At 69.3% G+C, this 4,096-nt stretch carries 3 protein-coding genes; all 3 read left to right on the top strand.

Going from position 1 to position 4,096, the window contains the following annotated elements; translation table 11 throughout:
* On the top strand, positions 1 to 1,045 hold a 1,045-nt coding region (locus tag WBV89_RS16255; RefSeq protein WP_423982393.1), incomplete at its 5' end, for a hypothetical protein.
* Between the two features lie 147 nt (positions 1,046 to 1,192).
* Entirely contained in the window at positions 1,193 to 2,860 is a 1,668-nt protein-coding gene (locus tag WBV89_RS16250) for an FG-GAP repeat domain-containing protein (protein WP_423982392.1), read from the top strand.
* Between the two features lie 86 nt (positions 2,861 to 2,946).
* The coding region (locus WBV89_RS16245) for an MFS transporter (RefSeq protein WP_423982391.1) at positions 2,947 to 4,096 on the top strand (1,150 nt) is incomplete at its 3' end.

The following is a 4,096-nucleotide window of genomic DNA, read 5'->3' as shown; positions in this document are numbered from 1 at the left end:
GTGGGGCCAGGGGGTGATGCTTCCCGACGGTCGCTTCGTGTCCGGGGTGGGCGATCACCGAGGCGCAGACGGACGGAGTTGGTTCTACGAGTACGACCCGACGACGCACACGCTGACCCAGACGACCGAGGTCGGCGAGTCGCTCGGGCACCGACCGGGTGACTGGGGCTACGGGAAGCTCCACGCTCCGATGGTTCTCGACGCGTGCGATCGCGTGGTCACGGCCACGTACTGGGGATCGCGTCGCGGCCTCGAGCTCGGGGGTTCGTACTCCGGCGATCACCTCATCCGCTACGACCCGGCCACCCGCGAGGTCACGTCGCTCGGCGTGCCCGTCGAGGGGTACGGGTTGCCGTCGCTCGCGATCTCCCCCGATCGCTCCACGTTGTTCGTCGAGGCCGTCGACCCCGAGAGCGATCCCGACGCCGGCGTGTTCGTCGTCGCCGACGCCGACACGGGAGCCGTGCTCCACACCGACGACTCAGCCGACCACACCGGGTTTCGCGACATCCTCGTCACGCCCGAAGGCGACGGGCTGTACGCGTCAGGCAACGGTGTCGCGGGGCTGTCCCCCACCGGGGAGCGCGTCGGCGCGCCGGGTGTGTTCGGCGGCGACGCATGGTTCCGAAGTTCGACCCCACCCGCCGCCGACGGCTCCGTGGCGATCACGACGCGCAGCCCCGACGCGCTGTGGATGCGTTCCCCGCACGGCACGTTCCGAGACCTCGGGGTGGTCGACGATTACGTCGCTGCGTTGGCCCTCAACTCCGACGGCACGACCGCCTACTTCGTTCCGGGCGCTCACGGAAACGGTGCCGAGTTCGGAACCCCGCTGATCGCAGCCGACACCGCGACGGGGACCCAGGACGTCGTCGTGCGATTGAACGAGCTCATCGAACCGGCCCTCGGAATCCGCGTCGGCGGCTCGTACAACGTCGCTGTCGACGAGGCCAACCGTCGGGTGTACGTCGGGCTCAACGGCGGAGACCCCGCGGTCGAGGAGGTGTTCGGTGACGTGGTCCTGGCCGTGGTCGAATTCGACTGAACCGAGCCGGTCGTGATTCGTCGACGACGTCGCTCGGCCGTCGTCGGGGCGTCGATTACCGTCGCGTCGATCGTCGGCGCCTGCTCCTCCGACGCGGCGTCGTCACCCGACCCCGATTCGACGTCGTCGATCACCTCGGGAACCACGATGCCACTCATTACCGTCGAGACCGACGTCGACTCGCTCCCCGAATCCACCACGACGCCCCCGACCACGACCTCGACCACGACCACGACGTCTCCGCCCGCGACGAGCCCCGCGACGGCGGCCGACCCCGCGACGCCTCTCACGGCCGAGACGTGTTGGGAATCGTCTCCGGATCCGTCCGATGACGACGGAACCGGTGCCGGCATCTCGTTCGAGGATGTCACGGCCGAGGTCGGGCTGGTCGATCCGCTGACCGGGATGCACGGCCACGCCGCCGCGTCGGGTGACGTGAATCGCGACGGGTGGACCGACCTGCTCGTCGGCGGATTCGCCGATCGTGAGGCCTCGGCCTACGCCATGCGCGGGGCGAGCGGCCCCTCCCCCGACCGACTGCTGCTGGGCGGACCCGACGGGTTCCGCACCGACCTGACGTTCCCCGAGGACCGGGCGCGGTCGAGCGGGGCGGTCTTCGCCGACCTCGACGCGGACGGCGACGACGATCTGGTGATCACCCGCAACCAACGTGGGTCCGATGGCATCGGCGGTCGACCGACCGTGGTGCTCGAGAACACCGGCAGCGGATGGGACGAACGGAACACCCTTGCCGACGGCGTAACGGCCCGGTCGGCGGCCGCCGTCGACCTCGATCGTGACGGGACGCTCGATCTGTTGATCGTCGGCGATCGTTGGGGTGACGGTTCGACCGAGATCCATCGGGGGCTGGGCGGGTTCGAGTTCGACGACGTGACCACCGAGTGGGGCGTCCCCGACGACTTCACCGGGCTCGCCGCAGCCACGGTCGATGTGGATGGCGACGGGTGGATCGACGTGGTGATGAACGGTGACCCCCGGGTGCTGCTCGGGGGCGACGACGGGTTCGCCATCGCCGAGGTACCGGCACTCGCCTGGGAGACGTTCGGCGACGAGGACGACCCGGCGGGGATCGCGATCGGGGACCTCGACGGTGACGATCTTCCCGATCTGGTGCTCGGCCAGCACTTCAACTCGACCATCGACTTCGCAGAACGCGTCCCGGTCCGGATCCTGGTCAATCGTTCGCAGCCGGGCGTCCCGGCCTTCGATGACGTCACCGAGCAGTCGGGGTCGCCCGATCTCTCGACCAAGTCACCTCACGTCGCGATCGCCGACATCGACAACGACGGGCTCAACGATGTCATCACCTCCGCGGCGTCGGCGGCCGACCTCCCGCTGATCCTGCACCGGAACGATCGGGGGGCGGGCGAGAGCCCTCACTTCGAAACGATCGGTGAGGAAGGATCGGGTCGGTACTGGGTGACCGGGGTGACCGACGATCTCGATCGCGACGGCCGGGTCGACGCGCTCCTCGTGGAATGGGAGCCGACGCAGGCATCGGTGTCTGCCCGGAACACATCCGCCGGCGGAGACTGGCTCGAGTTCGACACCGCATCGCTCCCCTCCGCGATCGGGCACCTGGTGACGGTCGAGGATCCGACCACCGGCGAGGTGCTGGCCCGGGCATGGCCGGCGAGCACCACCGGCTACGCGGCCGGGTCGTCGGGGGTCGTTCACGTGGGCCTCGGCGACGCTCCCGACGAGGTGGCCGTGCGGATCCCCACCGTCGACGGCGACCGGGTCGCGATGGTCGGTGTCAACGCTCGGACGAGCTTCGACGGCTGTCCGCGGTGACCGGAACCTCCCCGCTCGCGATCCCGAGCTGAGTCGAACACCTCGAGCCGAGTTCGATCCATCCGGCTGGCTACTGTCACTCGGAGATGAACACGGTCGATGCGACCAGCGTCGGCCGGTGGGCCGCTGCACGAGCTGTTGCTCGCAATCCGCTCCTCGCCCGAGCGCTGCGGGGGCTGTTCGCGTTCTCGATCACCGAGCAGGGCTGTTGGCTCGCGGTGCTGCTCTTCGCGTTCGAGCGCGGAGGAGTCTCCGAAGCCGGGTTGCTGTTCGTCTTCCTGCTCATTCCGTCCGCCGTTCTGGCGCCCGTCCTCGCCGTCGCGAGCGACGTTTTCCCACGCGATCGCGTCCTCACAGCCGGATACGGCCTGCTCGCGTTGTTCAGCATCCTGACCGGCACGGCGATGGTGCTCGACGCTCCGACCGTGCTCGTGTGGGCTCCGGCGCTCGTCTTCGCCGTCCTGCTCACGTTCGCTGGGCCGGCGACGGCTGCGATCATCCCGATCGCGGTCAGCACCCCCGACGAGTTGACCGCAGCGAACACGGCCGTCGGAATGGTCGAGACAGCGGGCCGTCTGTTGGGCCCGCTGTTGGCGGGCGCCATCCTGCTCACCGCGACGCCGGGCGCCGTGATGATCTGGATCGGGGCGCTGATGGGAGTCGGCGCACTCGCAACCATCGGTCGTGGCCCCGGTTCGACCGGTACCGAAAGTCGCCACGCCGATGACCCGGATCGCCGATCGGCGGTGATCGAACTGAGCGCCGGTCTCCGCGTGCTGCGCCACGACCCTCAGGTGCGGTCGCTGGTCGGTGCCGTGGCAACCAACTCGTGGATCGCCGGCGCACTCGACGTCGGCGCCGCACTGCTCGCGATCGACGTGCTCCACCGCGACGACGCAGCCGTCAGCATCCTGATCACCGGATTCGGGGCGGGAGGTCTGCTCGGATCCGCGATCAGCTTCGCGCTCGTCGGTCGACGTCGTCTGGCGCGGGCGCTTGCGGCGAGCGTGCTGCTGATGTGCATCACTTTCGGGGTGGTCGGCTCGAGCGAGCAATTGGTCACCGCCACGCTGCTGCTCGTCCTCGTCGGCACCGGCGTGACACTCACGTCGGTCACCGGAAGGACGATGCTCCAGGGCCTCACCCCCGACGACACGTTGGCACGCCTGTTCGGTGTCCTCGAGGGGTTGAAGATGGTCGGTCTGGCAGCGGGCGGTGTGTCGCTCTCGGTCGTCG

Source organism: Ilumatobacter sp. (genome assembly GCF_049588435.1).
Taxonomy (GTDB): Bacteria; Actinomycetota; Acidimicrobiia; order Acidimicrobiales; family Ilumatobacteraceae; genus Ilumatobacter_A.
The sequence above is the reverse complement of the archived record's forward strand: the minus strand, read 5'-3'. Positions and strand labels throughout refer to the sequence as shown.